Genomic DNA, 18,277 nt, shown 5'->3' with positions numbered 1-18,277 from the left:
ATTCCAGAATTCTTAATCTATTCATAGCCCTGTTGCTGGCCTTTCGCAATCAGCAGGATGTAAATCCCGATTTCAGACAACCTCAACGAGGAAGGAGTGACAATGAAGGTCGCATTTAAACAGGTGGACGTGTTTACCTCATCGGCGTTTAAAGGTAATCCGCTGGCGGTGATCATGGATGCACAGGGATTGAGTGACGCGCAGCTGACGGCGATTGCGCGCTGGACCAATCTGTCGGAAACCACCTTTGTGCTGCCGCCACAGGATGCGGCGGCCGATTACCGCGTGCGCATTTTTACCGTCGAAGGTGAACTGCCTTTTGCCGGGCATCCGACGTTAGGCACCGCGCATGCGCTGCTGGAAGCCGGTTGGCCGCTGAAAACGCCGGGCAAAATCGTGCAGGAGTGCGGCGTTGGTCTGGTTGAGGTGAAAATCAGCGATGACGGTGCGCTGGCGTTTGCCGCGCCTGCCGCCACATTAACGCCGTTCAGTGATGCGCTGATGAGCAGCGCGCTGAACAGTGAATGCTTCGATCTCAGCCAAATGCCGACCATCGTTGATATGGGTATTCGCTGGTTGCTGATTCCGATGAGTAGCGCGCAAGCGGTGCTGGATGTGGTGCCGTCAGCAGCCGATTTACACCGTTTACATCAGCATGCTGAGGTTAACGGTACGGCGATTTTTGGTGCGTTACCGTCGGGCGAAAACGAGCAGTATGAAGTGCGCGCATTGCTGGTTGAGAACGGCAGCTTGACTGAGGATCCGGTGACCGGCAGCGCCAACGCCTGTCTGGCGCGCTATTTCGAGGCTAACAAGCAAACGCGCGATTATCGGGCACGTCAGGGCAGCGTGATTCAGCGTGAAGGTCGCATTCAGGTGAGTTTTAGCGATGAAGCGATCTGGATTGGTGGCCAAACGGTGACGGTGATTGATGGGACAATCGATCTGTAGGGTTGCCATTTATGGCAACCTTGGTGGGTGACAATATTTAATAAGGTCGCCATGAATGGCGACCTTACAGATTACAAGCCTTGCCCGCCTGAGGCTTCAATGCGCTGTGCGGTGATCCAGCCGGTTTCATCGCTGAGAATCGCGCTGATGGCATCGCCAATATCATCCGGCAAACCAACGCGGCCCAGCGCGGTGACTGAGGCGATATGGTCGTTGAGATCTTTGGTATCACGCACGCGACCACCACCGAAGTCAGTTTCAATCGCGCCTGGCGCCAGAATGTTGACGCGAATATGGCGCTCGCCTAACTCTTTGGCCTGATAGCGCGTTAGCACTTCCATCGCGCCTTTAATTGAGGCGTACGTGCCTGAACCCGGCAGCGTTAAACGGGTTAAACCGCTGGAGATATTCAGGATGCGTCCACCATCAACGATCAGCGGCAGCAGTTTTTGCGTCAGGAAGAACGGCCCTTTGAAGTGCACATTCACTAGCGCATCAAACTCATCTTCAGTGGTCTCTGCAAACAGCTTGTAGTGACCGTGACCGGCGTTGTTCACTAAATAATCAAAGCTGTCACGCTGCCAGGTTTTCTGCAGCGCTTCTCTCACCTGCGCCACGAAGCCGTCAAACGTGCCTGTGTCGCCTACATCCAGCTGCAACGCCACCGCACGCGCGCCCAGCGCTTCAATCTCCTGCACAACCGCCTGCGCTTCTTCCGCGTGACCGCGATAGGTAAACAGGATATCAGTGCCTTTGGCAGCCAGTTTCAGCGCCCCATTCTTGCCTAAACCGCGATTTCCGCCGGTAATCAATGCAATTTTATGACTCATGTTTCGCTCCAGTTGGAAAATTGAACACGTGTTAAGGATATTCGTGAATAATTGATCTATAAACGCAGAGGAATACGCAGCACTGTTTCACTAACAACAACAATCGGTGAACAACATGGATAAAATTCACGCTATGCAGGTTTTTGTGCGGGTGGCAGAAATGGGCAGTTTTACCCGTGCGGCAGAAAGCTTAGGTTTACCGAAAGGCAGCGTATCCCGCCAGCTACAGGCGCTGGAGAATCAAATGGGGACGCGCCTGCTGCATCGCACCACGCGACGTGTGCATCTGACGCAGGACGGCCTGGTTTATTACGATCGCTGCCTCGATTTACTATCGATGCTCGACGACATGGACAGCCTGTTCCAGCACGATCCCGGCACCTTAAGCGGCAAATTGCGCGTGGACATGTCGGTGGCGATGGCGACCGGCTTTGTGCTGCCACGATTGCCGGAGTTTTTGCAGCACTATCCCGGTCTGGAAATTGAGTTGAGCAGTAGCGATCGTCAGGTTGATGTGATTCGCGAAGGATTTGACTGCGTGGTGCGCGTCGGCGAGCTGAAAGATTCCGGGCTGATTGCGCGGAAAATCGGCTCGCACGCCTTGATCAACTGCGCCAGCCCCGGCTACCTTTCCCGCTTCGGCATGCCGGTGCGGCTGGAAGATCTGTCGCAACACGCGATGGTGCATTACACCCAGCAACTGGGACAACCTTCATTGGGCTTTGAATATTTTGATGGCAAACAGTGTCATTACGTTCAAACCGGCGGCGTAGTGACGGTAAACAGCACCGAAACCTATCGCGCCGCCTGTATGGCAGGGCTCGGCATTATTCAGGTGCCGGCGATTGGCGTACAGCCGCTACTGGAGTCGGGGCAACTGGTGGAAGTGCTGCATCATTTCCCGGCGAAACCGATGCCCATCTCGCTGCTTTACCCACATCGCCGCAACGTGGCGCGCCGCGTGCGAGTGTTTATGGAATGGCTCAGCCAAGTCCTGCAGGAATATGTAACTTAGCAGACTATAATTGTATTTTCGCAGTGAACAGGATGACTATCGTCTATGACGGACAAAACCCCTAAACAGACCGCGGCCGAGGCAGAAGCCAAGCCGCTGATTGACATTAAAACCGGCAATAAAACCGTGGATGGCTCGATTCAAAATGTGTCGCGCTTCGCTGCCTGGTTCCAGGCGATTCCGGCGGTGGCGCACTTTATGCGCGCGCTGGAACGCTTCAACGATCGTCTCGGTAGCCAGTTTGGCGCGGCGATCACTTACTTTTCCTTTCTCTCTCTGATACCGATTTTGATGGTCTCCTTTGCGGCGGTCGGTTTTGTGCTGGCGTCGAATCAGGATTTGCTCACCGAGTTGATCAACAAAATCGTTAACAGCATCAGCGACCCGACGTTGGCCACCACGCTGAAAAATACGGTGAATACCGCGATTCAGCAGCGTGCCACAGTAGGATTAACCGGTTTGCTGCTGGCGCTCTACTCCGGCATTAACTGGATGGGCAACCTGCGTGAAGCGGTGCGCGCGCAGTCACGCGACGTGTGGGAACGCACGCCGGACGATCAGGAGAAATTCTGGAAGAAGTACGCGCGCGATCTGATTTCGCTGTTGGGTTTGATGTTTGCGCTGGTGATTACGCTGTCGCTGACCTCGATTGCGGGCGCGGCGCAGGCAGCGATCGTTAACGCGCTGGGGCTGGAAGACATTGAGTGGCTGCGTCCAGCGATGACGGTGATTGCGTTATCCATCTCTATCCTGGCTAACTATCTGCTGTTCCTGTGGATCTTCTGGATTTTACCGCGCCACAAGCCGCGTAAAAAAGCGCTGTTCCGCGGCACGCTGCTGGCGGCGATTGGCTTTGAGGTGATTAAGTTTGTAATGACGCTGACGCTGCCGAAGCTGGCAAGCTCGCCGTCGGGCGCGGCCTTTGGTTCAGTACTCGGCTTAATGGCGTTCTTCTACTTCTTTGCGCGTTTGACGCTGTTCTGCGCCGCGTGGATCGCCACCGCCAAATACAAAGATGATAAAGAGATGCCGCAGCCGCATCAGGCTAAATAAGCCAACGAGGTTGTTACAATTGCCGTACTAGCTAAAAATGTCTCCTGCTGGCTGCTTTTTCAGCAAAAACCAGCAGGAAACGCTAAAGGGTCACTTTAATTTGGCCCTTTTGCAGAGATTCCCGCCAAAAAAGTGACACTTCCCGTTCCCATCCGCCACTGATCGCAGCAACTCAGAAATTATCCACTTATTCGCCGAAAAAGCCCGGTCTGACGCGGTTTTTCGCCATTGAATGCCGCAAACCAGGTGCGTAAGATTCTCTGTCTACATTTACAATTAAGAAACACTTATGCAAGCCTCCATCACAGAAACACTCGACAAAAAACACGACGACACGCCGGTCAATTCACGTGGCAAAGTGGTTGTGGCATCGCTTGTCGGCACCGCCATTGAGTTCTTCGATTTCTATATCTATGCCACCGCTGCGGTGATTATTTTCCCGCACATCTTCTTCCCGCAGGGCGATCCGACCGTGGCCACGTTGCAGTCGCTGGCGACCTTCGCGATCGCCTTCGTGGCGCGTCCTATCGGTTCTGCCGTGTTTGGACACTTTGGCGACCGAGTTGGCCGTAAAGCCACCTTGGTGGCATCGCTGCTGACCATGGGCGTCTCGACGGTGCTGATTGGTTTACTGCCAGGTTATGAAACCATTGGCGTGGCAGCGCCGCTGCTGCTGGCGCTGGCGCGTTTTGGTCAGGGTCTTGGCCTTGGTGGCGAATGGGGCGGCGCGGCGCTGCTGGCGACCGAAAATGCCCCGGCGAAGAAACGTGCGCTTTATGGTTCGTTCCCACAGCTCGGCGCGCCGATTGGCTTCTTCTTCGCTAACGGCACGTTCCTGCTGCTTTCTTGGTTGCTGACCGACGAGCAGTTCATGAACTGGGGCTGGCGCGTGCCGTTTATTCTCTCTGCGGTGCTGGTGTTAATTGGCCTGTATGTGCGCGTTTCGCTGCATGAAAGCCCGGTATTCGCCAAAGTGCAGAAAGAGAACAAACAGGTGAAAATGCCGATCGGCACGCTGCTGAGCAAGCATCTGACCGCCACCATTCTCGGCACCTTCATCATGCTCGCCACTTACACGCTGTTCTACATCATGACCGTGTATTCGATGAGTTACGGCACCGCACCCGCACCGGCTGGCCTCGGCTATTCACGTAACAGCTTCCTGTGGATGCTGATGGTGGCGGTGATTGGTTTTGGTGTGATGGTGCCGATTGCCGGTCTGCTGGCCGATCGCTTTGGTCGTCGTAAAACCATGATCACCATTACGTTGATGATTATCGCCTTTGCATTGATGTTCCCAATGCTGCTGGGTTCCGGTTCTCAGGTGCTGGTAATGGGCTTCCTGATCCTCGGTCTGAGCATTATGGGCCTGACGTTCGGTCCGATGGGCGCGCTGCTGCCAGAACTGTTCCCAACGGAAGTGCGTTATACCGGCGCATCATTCTCCTACAACCTGTCGTCGATTCTTGGGGCTTCTGTAGCGCCTTATATCGCCACCTGGCTGAACGCCAATTACGGTTTACAGGCGGTGGGCTTCTATTTGGCTTCGATGGCGGTGCTGACGTTGATCGCGCTGATTGCCTGTAAAGAGACGCGTAATCAGACGCTGTATGAAGCGGTGTGATTGATTGAACTGACTGTACTTTGTACGTGCTTGCTGTCCCCCATCCCGGCCTTCCCCCGCAAGCGGGGGAAGGAGACGCTGCCACATGTAGCTTCAGAACTAACATATGGGCGCATCTTCCTCCCCCATTTATGGGGGAGGACCGAGGAGGGGGACAGCGAATACATACAAAGAGCAACAGCGAGCACAATAAAAAACCCCGGCAAGCCGGGGTTTTTTATTGTGCTGAAAACTGTGTCGCGCGTGGCTTAGCCAGCGACAGCGATACGTTTCATATCGGTCATGTAGCCTCGCAGTTTGCGGCCTACAGATTCGATTGGATGCTGACGAACGGCTTCGTTGACGTCACGCAGCTGCGCGTTATCCACCTGCGTACCTTCAACTGCTTTGCCCAGATCGCCCGGCTGCAGAGTGGTCATGAACTCTTTCAGCAGTGGAACCGCCGCGAAGGAGAACAGGTAGTTACCGTATTCTGCGGTATCCGAGATAACCACGTTCATTTCATACAGACGCTTACGTGCGATGGTGTTGGCAATCAGTGGCAGCTCGTGCAGTGATTCGTAGTAAGCCGACTCTTCGATGATGCCCGCGTCAACCATGGTTTCGAATGCCAGCTCAACGCCGGCTTTGACCATCGCTACCATCACGACGCCTTTGTCGTAATATTCCTGCTCTTCGATTTTGCCATCAAACTGCGGTGCGTTTTCGAACGCCGTTGCGCCGGTCTCTTCACGCCAGGTCAGCAGGTTTTTGTCGTCGTTAGCCCAGTCAGCCATCATGCCTGAAGAGAATTCGCCAGAGATGATGTCATCCATGTGCTTCTGGAACAGCGGTGCCATGATGGTTTTCAGCTGCTCAGACAGCGCATAAGCACGGATTTTCGCCGGGTTAGACAGGCGATCCATCATCAGCGTGATGCCGCCGAATTTCAGTGATTCGGTGATGGTTTCCCAGCCGAATTGAATCAGTTTTTCGGTATAAGCCGCGTCGTGACCTTCAGCCACCAGCTTGTCGAAGCACAGCAGAGAACCGGCCTGCAGCATACCGCACAGAATGGTCTGCTCGCCCATCAGGTCAGATTTCACTTCCGCAACGAAGGAAGATTCCAGCACGCCCGCACGGTCGCCGCCGGTGGCTGCTGCCCAGGCTTTAGCAATCGCCATGCCTTCGCCTTTCGGATCGTTTTCCGGGTGAACGGCGATCAGCGTAGGTACACCGAAACCACGCTTATACTCTTCACGTACTTCAGTACCCGGGCACTTCGGCGCGACCATCACTACGGTGATGTCTTTACGGATGGTTTCGCCCACTTCAACAATGTTGAAACCGTGTGAGTAACCCAGCGCAGCGCCATCTTTCATCAGCGGCTGAACAGCCTGAACGACCGCAGAGTGCTGCTTGTCTGGCGTCAGGTTAACCACCAGATCGGCCTGTGGGATCAGCTCTTCGTAAGTGCCCACTTTGAAGCCGTTATCGGTCGCTTTGCGGAAAGAGGCACGCTTCTCAGCAATCGCTTCAGCACGCAGGGCATACGCCACGTCCAGACCAGAATCACGCATGTTCAGACCCTGGTTCAGACCCTGAGCACCACAGCCAACGATGACCACTTTCTTGCCTTTCAGGAAGCTAGCACCATCAGCGAATTCGTCGCGTGACATGAAACGACATTTGCCCAGCTGCGCTAACTGGTTGCGCAGATTCAATGTGTTGAAGTAATTAGCCATGGGTACTCCGGTTAGATGTTGTGTTTGTTTTTGTTCAGTAACGACGTTGTCTCTTACGCCGCGAATGACCCCATCATATGACAGGAATTCCGTTGCTTAAATTGATATATTAGCAAGGTCACATTGCATAATTTGCAATATAACCTTGAGGCGATACGCGCATGGATTTACGAGACCTGAAACTCTTCCTTCATCTGGCTGAAAGCTGCCACTTTGGCCGCACCGCGCGTGCCATGCACGTCAGCCCTTCAACTCTTTCGCGCCAGATTCAGCGCCTGGAAGAGGATGTCGGTCACGCGTTGTTCCTGCGTGATAACCGCACCGTCACGCTCACCGAAGCCGGTGAGCGCCTGCGCCAGTTTGCGCAGCAGACGTTGCTGCAGTATCAGCAGTTACGCCATGTGATGGATCTTAACGGCCCGTCGCTGAGCGGCGAACTGCGCCTGTTCTGCTCGGTGACCGCCGCTTACAGCCATCTGCCGCCGATTCTTGATCGCTTTCGCGCTGAACATCCGCAGGTAGAGATCAAACTCACCACCGGTGATGCCGCCGATGCGATTGAGATGGTGCAGTCCGGCGACGCCGATCTCGCCATTGCCGGTCGCCCAGAATCGCTGCCGGCCAGCATAGATTTTACGCCACTGGGCCTGATTCCGCTGGTGCTGATCGCCCCGGCGCTGCCTTGCCCGGTGCGCAATCAGGCGACGCAGGAGCAACCCGATTGGGCGCAGATTCCGTTTATCCTGCCGGAACAAGGACCTGCACGCCGCGGCATCGATTTATGGTTCCGCCGCCAGCGCATTCCCAATCCGCAGATTTATGCCACGGTTTCCGGTCATGAAGCGATTGTGTCAATGGTGGCGCTGGGATGCGGTATTGCGCTGTTGCCGGATGTGGTGCTGGAGAACAGCCCGGAACCGGTGCGCAATCGCGTGTTAACGCTGGAGAATGTGGAGTCCGTCGCACCGCTGGAACTCGGCGTTTGCGTACAAAAAAAGCGGCTCGGAGAGCCGCTTATCAATGCGTTCTGGCACCAGCTATAGTTACTGCCCGGCGAGGAAGAAACGGAACGCCGGGTTACTCGCTTCGTCATGCCATTCGTAACCCAACGCGGTGAGATGCGTTTCGAAATCCGGTTCCTGATCGTTGGCTTCAAACGCCGCCAGCACGCGGCCATAATCGGTGCCGTGACTGCGATAATGGAAAAGCGAGATATTCCAGTGTGCACCCAGCGTCTGCAGGAATTTCAGCAGCGCGCCCGGTGCTTCCGGGAATTCAAAGCTAAACAGGCGTTCGCGCAGCGGCTTGGATGGACGTCCGCCCACCATGTAACGCACGTGCAGCTTGGCCATTTCATCATCCGACAGATCCACCACGTGATAACCGGCTTCGCTCAGTTGGCTGATGATCTCACTGCGCTCCTCCAGCCCGCGCGTTAAACGCACGCCGACGAAAATGCAGGCATTATCCGCATCCGCGTAACGATAGTTGAACTCGGTGATGGAGCGCCCGCCGATGGTCTGACAGAACTTGAGGAAACTGCCCTGCTGTTCTGGAATGGTGACCGCCAGCAGCGCTTCACGCTGTTCGCCCAGTTCACAACGCTCGGAGACATAACGCAAGCCGTGGAAGTTGACGTTAGCGCCCGACAACACGTGCGCCAGGCGCTCGCCTTTGATGTCGTGCAGCTGGATATACTTCTTCATACCCGCCAGTGCCAGCGCGCCGGAAGGTTCCGCCACGGCGCGCACATCTTCGAACAGATCTTTCACCGCTGCGCAAATTGCATCGCTATCCACCGTGATGATGTCATCGAGATACTCCTGACACAGACGGAAAGTTTCGCTGCCGATGCGTTTGACCGCCACGCCTTCAGCAAACAAGCCCACGCGCGCCAAATCTACCGGCTCACCTGCTTCCAGCGCGGCCTTCAGACAGGCTGAATCTTCCGACTCTACGGCGATCACTTTGATCTGCGGCATCAGCTGTTTGATCAGCACCGCCACGCCCGCCGCCAGACCACCGCCGCCGACCGGCACGAAGACGCGATCGAGATGCGCATCCTGCTGCAGCAACTCCATCCCCAGCGTGCCCTGCCCGGCGATCACTGCCGGATGGTCAAACGGAGGAACGAAGGTGTAACCCTGCTGCTCTGCCAGCTCAATCGCTTTGGCTTTCGCCTCGTCGAAGTTGGCACCAAACAGATAAGCCTCACCGCCAAATGCGCGTACTGCATCAACCTTGATGTCTGCCGTGGCCAGCGGCATCACAATCAGTGATTTGATGCCCAACGTGCTGGCCGAAAGCGCCACGCCCTGCGCATGGTTACCGGCCGAAGCCGTGACCACGCCGCGCGCTTTTTGCTCTTCGTTCAGCCCGGCAATCATCGCGTAAGCCCCGCGCAGCTTGAAGCTATGCACCGGCTGACGATCTTCACGCTTCACCAGAATGGTGTTGCCAAGACGCGATGAAATTTTTTCCATTTTTTGCAGCGGCGTCACCTGGGCAATTTCATACACCGGTGAACGCAGCACTGCGCGCAAATACTCCGCGCCGTTTGGCGTCGCGGAGAACGGTTGAGACTCAGCCATCGGTTAGCCTCCCAGCTTGGACTTATCGCGTACCGCGCCTTTGTCTGCGCTGGTCGCCAGTGATGCATAGGCCCGCAGGGCAAAGGAGACTTCACGTACGCGGCCGTGCGGGGTATAAGCCGCATCGCCGCGCGCTTGCTCTTCTTCACGACGGGCGTGTAGTTCGTTATCCGGTACCGCCAGCTTGATGCCACGGTTCGGAATATCGATCTCAATCATGTCGCCATCTTTCACCAACGCGATGGTGCCGCCGCTCGCCGCTTCTGGAGAGGCGTGACCAATCGATAAGCCTGACGTGCCGCCAGAGAAGCGACCATCGGTGATCAGTGCGCAGCTTTTGCCGAGGCCCATGGATTTCAGATAAGTGGTCGGATAGAGCATTTCCTGCATGCCCGGTCCGCCTTTCGGTCCTTCGTAGCGGATCACCACGACGTCGCCGGCTACCACTTTGCCGCCAAGGATCGCTTCAACTGCATCATCCTGGCTTTCGTACACTTTCGCCGGGCCTTTGAAGGTGAGGATCTCTTTGTCTACGCCCGCGGTTTTAACGATGCAGCCATCTTCGGCAATGTTGCCGTAAAGCACAGCTAAGCCGCCATCCTGCGAGTACGCGTGTTCGCGCGTACGAATACAACCCTCGGTACGGTCATCATCCAGCGTGTCCCAACGGCAGTTCTGCGAGAACGCCTTGGTGGTACGAATACCAGCAGGACCGGCGCGGAACATATCCTTCACCGCCTGATCTTTGGTCAGCATGATGTCGTACTGATCCAGGGTTTCACGCATGCTCTGCTGCAGGATGTTGCGTGCGCTGGTGTCGATTAAACCGGCGCGATCTAACTCACCGAGAATGGCGATAACGCCACCTGCACGGTGCACATCTTCCATGTGATATTTCGGCGTACTTGGCGCCACTTTACACAGCTGCGGCACTTTGCGAGATAAGCGATCGATATCGGAGATGTTGAAGTCGATTTCGCCTTCCAGCGCCGCTGCCAGCAGGTGAAGAACGGTGTTGGTGGAACCGCCCATGGCGATATCCAGCGTCATCGCATTCTCGAACGCCGCTTTGGTGGCGATGTTACGCGGCAGCATGTTGACGTCATCCTGCTCGTAGTAGCGTTTGGTCAGGCTAACGATGCGCTTACCAGCATTGATGAACAGCTCTTTACGATCGGCGTGTGTGGCCAGCAGTGAACCGTTACCCGGCTGCGACAAGCCCAGCGCTTCGGTCAGACAGTTCATTGAGTTGGCAGTGAACATACCGGAACAGGAACCGCAGGTTGGACAAGCAGAACGTTCGATCTGATCGCTGTCGGCATCGCTGACATTCGGGTTGGCGCCCTGAATCATTGCATCAACCAGATCCAGCTTGATGATTTGATCAGACAGTTTGGTTTTACCGGCTTCCATCGGGCCGCCAGACACAAAGATCACCGGAATGTTGAGGCGCAGTGACGCCATCAGCATGCCAGGAGTGATTTTGTCACAGTTGGAGATACATACCATGGCATCGGCGCAGTGCGCGTTGACCATGTACTCCACTGAATCGGCAATCAGCTCACGTGAAGGCAGTGAATACAGCATGCCGCCATGACCCATGGCGATACCGTCATCCACCGCAATGGTGTTGAACTCTTTGGCCACGCCGCCAGCTGCTTCGATTTCCTCAGCAACCAGTTTGCCAAGATCGCGCAGGTGCACGTGGCCCGGTACGAATTGGGTGAATGAGTTGACCACGGCGATAATCGGCTTACCGAAATCGTCGTCGGTCATTCCTGTCGCGCGCCACAAGGCACGGGCACCGGCCATGTTACGTCCATGGGTGGTGGTGGCGGAACGGTACTTAGGCATGCTCTATTTACTCCAGTAATAATCAGGTTGCGGGCGCCATCTGACGCCCGCAAAAAATCTCGTTATGCGTTAACCGGATCCAACCAGCCCCACTTGTCTTCCGTCTCGCCAGTGAACAGGCCAAAGAATGCCTTCTGGATACGACCGGTGACCGGACCACGTTTACCTTCGCCGACCTGAATACCGTCGACGCTGCGCACCGGGGTGATCTCCGCTGCAGTACCTGACATGAAGACTTCGTCGGCCAGATACAGGGATTCGCGCGACAGAACCTGCTCACGCACTTCAATACCCATGTCTTGCGCCAGCTTGATGATGGCGTCACGGGTGATGCCCGGCAGCGCTGAAGAAGTGAACGGCGGCGTGAACAGAATGCCATCTTTCACTTCGAACAAGTTTTCGCCAGCACCTTCTGAAATATAGCCGTTGGTGTCGAGCGCGATACCTTCCTGATAGCCGTGGCGGCGCGCTTCGCTGCCTACCAGCAGAGAGGAGAGATAGTTACCACCCGCTTTCGCGGCGGTTGGCAAGGTGTTTGGTGCAACGCGGTTCCACGAAGAAACCATGGCATCGATACCGTTTTCCAGCGCTTCAGCGCCCAGGTAAGCACCCCAAGGGAAGGCAGCGATGATTACATCGGTGGTGTATCCATCTGGCGGGTTCACACCCAGACCCACGTCACCCACGAAGGCCAGCGGACGGATATAAGCGCTTTTCAGTTTGTTCACGCGGATCACTTCGCGGCACGCTTCCATCAACTCATCAACGCTGGCTTTAATCGGGAAACGGTAAATTTTGGCGGATTCATGCAGACGCTTCATATGCTCACGGTGGCGGAACACCACTGGACCTTTGTGTGAGTCGTAGCAACGCACGCCTTCAAACACAGAAGTACCGTAGTGCAGGGCGTGAGACATGACGCTGACCTTGGCGTCTTCCCACTTAACCATCTCACCATTGAACCAAATAAAGTCTGCTTTCTTCGTACTCATTGCTTTTTCCTTTGGCGACTATGCGCGGATTTGTTGTGTTGTCTGTTGTTGGATCTCGACGCAAGCGACATCCATAAGTTTGCTTAACTGCGAAGACAGTAAATCGACTGAGCGTTGGCTGGCAACGGTCATTTCGATATTAATGTTCTCCGCATTGACCGCGGTGGCCATATTCATCGCACACACCTGGAAACCACGGTGACGCACGACACGCAAAATGCGCTCCAATATTTCAGGACGAAAGCGGGCTTCGATAGACAATTGATGCTGATTCATGCGGTTTTCTCCATCATGTTTGCGTTGCTGGCACCCGGCGGTACCAATGGCCAGACGTTTTCATGCTCATCTATCGAAACATGCAGGAAGTAAGGACCTTCACTGTTCAGCAGAGCATCGAGGGCGGCGTCGACCTGATCTTTACGGCTAATGCGCTGGCCTGGGATATCAAACGCGCTGGCCAGCGTGAGGAAATCGGGGTTGTCGGTCAGAATGGTTTCGCTGTAGCGACCATCAAAGAACAGTTGCTGCCACTGGCGCACCATGCCGAGGCGCTGGTTATCCAGCAGCAGGATCTTCACCGGCAGTTTGCCGCGCTTGATAGTGCCCAGCTCCTGAATGTTCATCATGATAGAACCATCGCCAGACACGCAGATCACTGTGTCCTCTGGACGTGCCACCTGCGCCCCAATCGCCGCCGGCAGGCCAAAGCCCATAGTGCCGAGACCGCTCGAGGTGATGAAGTTTTCTGGCGCGGTGAAACTCATGTGCTGAGCGGCCCACATCTGGTGTTGACCTACATCGGTAGTGACTACGGCGCTGTCCGCTTTGCGGTCAGACAACTGCTTCAGCAACAACGGCGCATAAATCGCTTCGCCGGGATGATCGTAGCGCCAGTCGAACTCGCTTTTCATCGCGCTGACTTCTTTGCGCCAGCCATCAATGTGCATTGGCATGCTCAGTGCCGGCAGCACCTGATTCATATCGCCCTGCAGTGAAACGTGAGCACGGCGCAGTTTGTTCAGCTCGGCAGGATCGATATCGATATGGATGACGCTGGCGTGCGGCGCGAAGGTGTCCAGCTTGCCAGTAACGCGGTCGTCAAAACGCGCGCCAACCGCAATCAGCAAATCACAGGATTGTACCGCGAGGTTAGCCGCTTTGGTGCCGTGCATGCCCAGCATCCCGAGATAGAGATCGCTGCTGGCATCCGCGCTACCGAGGCCTTTCAGCGTAGAAACCATCGGGATACCGGTTTCCTGCGCCATGGCACGTAAGGCTGGAACCGCCTGCGCCATACCCACGCCGCCACCGATATACAGCATCGGCTTATGCGATTGCGCCATCAATGCGCGCGCCTCTGCGATGTGCTGCGCAGAATGGCTGACTTCTTCCTCAACCGGCAGCAGATGCGGCGTCAGTTCGCCATTGGCGAGCTGAATGTCTTTCGGGATATCGACCAGTACCGGGCCGGGACGACCCGATTGCGCAATGGCAAAAGCTTCTGCCATCACCGAGGGTAAATCATCAAGCGATTCAACGAGGAAACTGTGTTTGGTGCAGGCTAATGATAAACCGAGAACGTCAATTTCCTGGAAGGCGTCGGTGCCGATGAAGGCCGATGATACCTGGCCAGTGATCGCCACAACCGGGATCGAATCCATCATCGCATCCGCCAAACCGGTGATCAGGTTGGTGGCGCCGGGGCCCGAAGTGGCGATACATACGCCAGTCTTGCCAGTTGCGCGGGCATAACCGATGGCTGCCATCACCGCACCTTGCTCATGACGGCACAGTAGGTGTTCCACGCCGCCATCGTAGAGCGCATCGTACACTGGCATGATTGCGCCGCCAGGATAGCCAAACACTGTATCGACACCCTGCGCGCGTAAAGCCTGAACTACCCACTGTGCACCTGTCATGGTTATTCTCCTGTATTCCTAGGGGAACAACAGAATTTTATGCTACTGCTCATAATCTGTTCCTCGCTAATTTGCTGATATTTAGCCTGGTCAAAAAAAAACCCCCGGACCTTTCGGTGCGGGGGTTTTTGGAATTCCAGACTTGATTTTTAAGCCTTTCTTTCTCCAAGCGATGCCCCGCACGGTGGGATAATAATCACCACCACGCTAATCACGACTAGGCTAATCACTTGTAGAAGGGCTTTCATGTGTTGTTTGTTTTTTCGATTGTTCGAAGTAATACCTACAGAGTTACCATAGTTAGCGTGTCGTTGACAATAATTTTCATTGGAAAATTTTATGATGCCGCTGGCGGCCCGCCGTTATCACATTGTAAATAAAAGGTTATTTACATTTGTGATAAAAATTCATAACGCCCGCGTCGTAATCTTCATTTGGAGTTTACGATCAAGCTCTGATTTTCAGTGAAAGAGCGGCAATTATCAGTGAATGTAAGGAATCTGGCTCTGAAGTTGAGCAGTAAGCCATTGTTCATCTGTCTGGCTGCTTTGATGATAAGGACAACAAGGAGCGGTTATGTCTTTATCGAAGGTATTAACACGAGCTGCGCTGGGTGTTCAGGCTCCGCTGGTGACGGTGGAAGTGCACATCAGCAACGGCCTGCCGGCCCTGACGCTGGTTGGACTGCCTGAAACCACGGTAAAAGAAGCGCGGGAACGGGTGCGAAGCGCGATTATCAATAGCGGGTTCACCTTCCCGGCGAAACGCGTCACCATCAATCTGGCGCCTGCCGATCTGCCAAAAGAGGGCGGACGCTATGACCTCCCCATCGCTATCGCCATTCTGGCGGCCTCTGAGCAGCTGCCAGACGCAAAACTGGGGCAATTTGAATTCCTGGGGGAGTTAGCACTTAACGGCGCGCTCTGTGGCGTTCAGGCCGCTATTCCAGCTGCGATGGCGGCACTGCAAGCAGGCAGACAAATGGTGTTAGCTGAACAGAATCAACAGGATGTAGGGTTGATTCAACAAGGCGAGACGCTGGTTGGCAAACATCTGGTAGAAATCTGTGCGTTTCTCCATAACAAAACCACTCTCACTGTCGCGCATTATCAGCCCGAAACGCTTGAACAGGAAAAGCAGGACCTCAGCGATATCATTGGCCAGGATCAGGGCCGACGTGCACTTGAGATCACCGCAGCTGGCGGGCATAACCTGTTGCTGATTGGGCCGCCTGGTACCGGCAAGACTATGTTGGCGACGCGTCTGCCCGGTATCATGCCACCGTTAGACGACCAGGAAGCGCTGGAGTGCGCCGCTATCGCCAGTCTGGTAAGCAGTGGCAATCTCCATTATCAGTGGCGCAAACGGCCGTTCAGAGCGCCTCATCACAGTTCCTCACTCTATGCGCTGGTTGGGGGCGGCTCCTTGCCGCGGCCGGGAGAAATCTCCTTGGCACACAATGGCGTGTTATTCCTCGATGAGCTGCCAGAGTTCGAGCGCAGAACGCTTGATGCGTTGCGCGAACCGATCGAATCCGGGGAAATCGCCATTTCACGCACGCGCGCTAAAGTGACGTATCCCGCGCGCTTTCAATTGATCGGCGCGATGAATCCCAGCCCGACCGGGCACTATCAGGGCAACCATAATCGCTCATCACCTCAGCAGGTGTTGCGCTATCTCAATCGCCTATCAGGACCTTTTCTCGATCGCTTTGATTTATCGCTAGAGGTCCCACTTCTTCCCAGTGGATCGCTGAGTAAGAAACAACAAGTTAGCGAAAGCAGCGCTGAAGTTTTAACTCGCGTCCTCGCCGCGCGAAAGATTCAAACAGTGCGCAGCGGAAAAGTGAATGCTCATCTCTCTAACCCAGAGATTTTACGTTGGTGTCCATTGCAGCAGCAGGATGCTGAATGGCTGGAAGAGGTGTTGAATTCGCTGGGGCTTTCGGTACGCGCCTGGCAACGGATTTTAAAAGTGGCGAGGACAATCGCTGATTTAGCAGGTGAAGAGCAGATTACGCGGAGTCATTTGCAGGAAGCGGTGGGATATCGCAGCATCGACCGCTTGTTGATCTATCTACACAAAACTCTGGAATAAAAAACGGGGCTTATATAAGCCCCGCTATTCTTAATCATCGCTATCGCTAAAATCTTCCACCGTATCCATCTGCGGCTTGCCGCCAGATAGCGTGTGGAAACGCTTAGGTCGCTTGATACGTGCGGTATATTTCGACCATACACGTTCAGCTTCCGTTTGTGGCTCACGAAGACCACGACATACTTCTAAAAATGAACGCTCTTCTTCTGTAATGGGTTCACGCTTAGCGAGATCCAGTTCATTAAAGGCGTAACCGTGGCGCTCCAGAAGCTGAGCTTCTTTAATGGTGAAATCACCATGACGCGAAAAACCACGTGGGTAATGTTTGTTATCAAAGAAACGATTCGTTGTTGCGAAGCTATCCGCCATTTTACACGCTCCTGACTCTCATATGGCCGTGCTATTTATGGCGCGGAGTATTAGATAGGCTTGACAGAGTGTAAAACAAAACATTTAAATCAGTACGACAAACAATTTTTGGGAGAATGCAGTGGATACGGAATTACTGAAAACTTTCCTCGAAGTGAGCAGAACACGCCATTTCGGGCGTGCTGCTGAAGCGCTTTACCTCACGCAATCTGCCGTTAGTTTTCGCATTCGTCAGCTGGAAAATCAGCTGGGCGTAAACCTTTTTACTCGTCACCGTAATAACATCCGGCTGACTTCAGCAGGCGAGCGTTTATTACCCTATGCCGAAAGCTTGATGAGCACCTGGCTGATGGCCAAAAAGGAAGTTTCGCATACACAACAGCATCATGAGCTTTCAATAGGAGGTAGCGCATCCCTTTGGGAAGCGTACTTAACACCTTGGTTGCAAACACTATATGAGAATCGCGAAAGCCTTCATCTTGAGGCACGTATCGCCCAGCGACATTTGCTGGTTAAGCAGTTGCATGAACGTCAGTTGGACCTGTTGATCACGACTGAAGCACCAAAAATGGATGAGTTAACCAGCCAGCAAATAGGCCATATCTCCCTCGCATTATTCCGGGCACGCAAAACTGAGAAGCGTGAAAAATATGATTATGTCAAGCTGGAATGGGGTGCAGATTTTCATCAGCATGAAAGTTATCTTTCCAGTGACGATGTCCCCGTATTAACCACCACATCGGCACATTTAACGCGGGAATTACTGCATACCACCGGCGCTTGTGCATTTTTACCTGACTTTTGGCACGGCATTTATAGTGATTTGATGGTTATTCCAGATACACCCGTCGCCGTGCGACCGTTATATGCGGTGTGGCTGCAGAATAGCGATCAGCAAAGTCACATTCGTCAGCTGCTTAAATATCCGGTTTTGACACAATAAGATAATAAATGAGGGGGTTTGAGTGGATCACAGTGAAACTCAAACTCATTTCACTGCTGAATTTTGGACAAAAAAAATCCTTTGCCGAAGCAAAGGATTATTTTCTGGCAGGGGCGGAGGGACTCGAACCCCCAACACCCGGTTTTGGAGACCGGTGCTCTACCAATTGAACTACGCCCCTAATTAGGGTGGCGGAACGGACGGGGCTCGAACCCGCGACCCCCTGCGTGACAGGCAGGTATTCTAACCAACTGAACTACCGCTCCACCGATTCTGTACTGATATCAGACAATCGTTCTGATTTCAGGTGTTTCG

The 18,277-nt window shown here is 54.4% G+C and carries 16 protein-coding genes and 2 tRNA genes; 7 read left to right on the top strand and 11 right to left on the bottom strand.

The features are described 5' to 3' along the window. Nucleotides 1-102: 102 nt before the first annotated feature. Nucleotides 103-951: a PhzF family phenazine biosynthesis protein gene (locus tag K5Y32_RS22825; protein ID WP_222185955.1), complete on the top strand. Its 849-nt coding sequence runs from the start codon at nucleotides 103-105 to the stop codon at nucleotides 949-951. Between the two features lie 71 nt (nucleotides 952-1,022). Here the strand turns inward: K5Y32_RS22825 and K5Y32_RS22820 are convergent, their stop codons facing one another. Then, entirely contained in the window at nucleotides 1,023-1,781 is a 759-nt protein-coding gene (locus K5Y32_RS22820) for an SDR family NAD(P)-dependent oxidoreductase (protein ID WP_222185954.1), read from the bottom strand. 115 nt (nucleotides 1,782-1,896) lie between these two features. On the opposite strand from K5Y32_RS22820, the gene K5Y32_RS22815 reads away from it, so the two are divergent. The 3 genes from K5Y32_RS22815 (at nucleotide 1,897) to K5Y32_RS22805 (ending at nucleotide 5,473) form a co-directional block, all read left to right on the top strand. After that, complete coding sequence (locus K5Y32_RS22815) at nucleotides 1,897-2,796, top strand: LysR family transcriptional regulator (RefSeq protein WP_101762793.1); 900 nt, start codon at nucleotides 1,897-1,899, stop codon at nucleotides 2,794-2,796. A gap of 45 nt (nucleotides 2,797-2,841) precedes the next feature. After that, nucleotides 2,842-3,849: an inner membrane protein YhjD gene (gene yhjD, locus K5Y32_RS22810; RefSeq protein ID WP_110867713.1), complete on the top strand. Its 1,008-nt coding sequence runs from the start codon at nucleotides 2,842-2,844 to the stop codon at nucleotides 3,847-3,849. Between the two features lie 289 nt (nucleotides 3,850-4,138). Then, the gene (locus tag K5Y32_RS22805; RefSeq protein WP_222185953.1) at nucleotides 4,139-5,473 is read left to right on the top strand and encodes an MFS transporter; all 1,335 of its coding nucleotides are present in this window, start codon (nucleotides 4,139-4,141) and stop codon (nucleotides 5,471-5,473) included. Between the two features lie 248 nt (nucleotides 5,474-5,721). Here K5Y32_RS22805 and ilvC read toward each other — a convergent pair whose 3' ends face one another. Beyond that, nucleotides 5,722-7,197, bottom strand: a complete 1,476-nt coding sequence (gene ilvC / locus K5Y32_RS22800; RefSeq protein WP_008106632.1) for a ketol-acid reductoisomerase — start codon at nucleotides 7,195-7,197, stop codon at nucleotides 5,722-5,724. A 161-nt stretch (nucleotides 7,198-7,358) separates the two neighbouring features. Here ilvC and ilvY point away from each other — a divergent pair, with 161 nt between their 5' ends. Further along, nucleotides 7,359-8,240, top strand: a complete 882-nt coding sequence (gene ilvY, locus K5Y32_RS22795; protein ID WP_008106630.1) for an HTH-type transcriptional activator IlvY — start codon at nucleotides 7,359-7,361, stop codon at nucleotides 8,238-8,240. Here ilvY and ilvA read toward each other — a convergent pair whose 3' ends face one another. The 6 genes from ilvA to ilvL all read right to left on the bottom strand — a co-directional run bounded on the left by ilvA (nucleotide 8,241) and on the right by ilvL (nucleotide 14,801). Next, nucleotides 8,241-9,788: a threonine ammonia-lyase, biosynthetic gene (gene ilvA, locus K5Y32_RS22790; RefSeq protein ID WP_222185952.1), complete on the bottom strand. Its 1,548-nt coding sequence runs from the start codon at nucleotides 9,786-9,788 to the stop codon at nucleotides 8,241-8,243. Nucleotides 9,789-9,791: 3 nt separating this feature from the next. Further along, on the bottom strand, nucleotides 9,792-11,642 hold the full coding sequence (gene ilvD, locus K5Y32_RS22785) for a dihydroxy-acid dehydratase (protein ID WP_222185951.1): 1,851 nt from the start codon (nucleotides 11,640-11,642) through the stop codon (nucleotides 9,792-9,794). A gap of 62 nt (nucleotides 11,643-11,704) precedes the next feature. Beyond that, a complete protein-coding gene (locus K5Y32_RS22780; RefSeq protein ID WP_007888821.1) occupies nucleotides 11,705-12,634 on the bottom strand; it encodes a branched-chain amino acid transaminase in 930 nt (309 codons plus the stop codon). Nucleotides 12,635-12,652: 18 nt separating this feature from the next. Beyond that, entirely contained in the window at nucleotides 12,653-12,910 is a 258-nt protein-coding gene (ilvM, locus tag K5Y32_RS22775) for an acetolactate synthase 2 small subunit (RefSeq protein ID WP_101762784.1), read from the bottom strand. Continuing rightward, nucleotides 12,907-14,553 (bottom strand): acetolactate synthase 2 catalytic subunit, encoded by a 1,647-nt coding sequence (gene ilvG / locus K5Y32_RS22770; protein ID WP_222185950.1) that lies wholly within the window; start codon nucleotides 14,551-14,553, stop codon nucleotides 12,907-12,909. The genes ilvM and ilvG overlap by 4 nt, the downstream gene beginning before the upstream one ends. 149 nt (nucleotides 14,554-14,702) lie before the next feature. After that, entirely contained in the window at nucleotides 14,703-14,801 is a 99-nt protein-coding gene (gene ilvL / locus K5Y32_RS22765; protein WP_071531048.1) for an ilv operon leader peptide, read from the bottom strand. 328 nt (nucleotides 14,802-15,129) lie between these two features. Between ilvL and K5Y32_RS22760 the strand changes: the two genes are divergently transcribed. Further along, the gene (locus K5Y32_RS22760) at nucleotides 15,130-16,650 is read left to right on the top strand and encodes a YifB family Mg chelatase-like AAA ATPase (RefSeq protein ID WP_222185949.1); all 1,521 of its coding nucleotides are present in this window, start codon (nucleotides 15,130-15,132) and stop codon (nucleotides 16,648-16,650) included. Between the two features lie 30 nt (nucleotides 16,651-16,680). Here the strand turns inward: K5Y32_RS22760 and K5Y32_RS22755 are convergent, their stop codons facing one another. Next, nucleotides 16,681-17,019, bottom strand: coding sequence for a DUF413 domain-containing protein (locus tag K5Y32_RS22755; protein ID WP_008106616.1), 339 nt, complete (start codon nucleotides 17,017-17,019; stop codon nucleotides 16,681-16,683). 121 nt (nucleotides 17,020-17,140) lie between these two features. Here K5Y32_RS22755 and hdfR point away from each other — a divergent pair, with 121 nt between their 5' ends. Further along, on the top strand, nucleotides 17,141-17,962 hold the full coding sequence (gene hdfR, locus K5Y32_RS22750; protein WP_222185948.1) for an HTH-type transcriptional regulator HdfR: 822 nt from the start codon (nucleotides 17,141-17,143) through the stop codon (nucleotides 17,960-17,962). A 105-nt stretch (nucleotides 17,963-18,067) separates the two neighbouring features. Here hdfR and K5Y32_RS22745 read toward each other — a convergent pair. Continuing rightward, a tRNA-Trp gene (locus K5Y32_RS22745) sits at nucleotides 18,068-18,143 on the bottom strand. An 8-nt stretch (nucleotides 18,144-18,151) separates the two neighbouring features. Continuing rightward, nucleotides 18,152-18,228: transfer RNA gene (locus K5Y32_RS22740), tRNA-Asp, on the bottom strand. Nucleotides 18,229-18,277 lie beyond the last annotated feature (49 nt).

The organism is Pantoea sp. DY-15 (assembly GCF_019795935.1).
GTDB lineage: Bacteria > Pseudomonadota > Gammaproteobacteria > Enterobacterales > Enterobacteriaceae > Pantoea > Pantoea leporis.
Note: the sequence above shows the minus strand (reverse complement) of the source record. Positions and strands in the feature narration are given on the sequence as shown.